General features: G+C 58.1%; 1 protein-coding gene. It reads left to right on the top strand.

Features of this window, described 5'->3' with window-relative positions:
- Positions 1 to 73: 73 nt before the first annotated feature.
- The coding region (locus tag HMPREF2836_RS03605) for a transposase (RefSeq protein ID WP_210394330.1) at positions 74 to 279 on the top strand (206 nt) is incomplete at its 3' end.

Here is a 279-nt window from a genome sequence, read left to right as displayed (position 1 = left end):
ATGGGTGCGGTCACCGTGTGATCCTTCGAGAAAGCTCTCTACTTCTGACTCGAAACGATTTGGAGGCACAACGATGACCGCTCCTCATATTATCGACCCTGCTGGCATGCTTGGCGAGGCGTTATCCCAGGCATCCCCAGATTTGATGCGTTCCTTGCTCCAGCACGTGATCAACGCGTTGTTATCAGCGGACGCTGATGCGGTGTGCGGGGCCCAGTGGGGTCAACAAGATCCGCAGCGTCACACCCAGCGCAACGGGTATCGCTACCGGCCCCTGGA

The sequence above is a fragment of the Rothia sp. HMSC065C12 genome (assembly GCF_001812085.1).
In the GTDB taxonomy this organism is placed as follows: domain Bacteria; phylum Actinomycetota; class Actinomycetes; order Actinomycetales; family Micrococcaceae; genus Rothia; species Rothia mucilaginosa.
The sequence above is the reverse complement of the archived record's forward strand: the minus strand, read 5'-3'. Positions and strand labels throughout refer to the sequence as shown.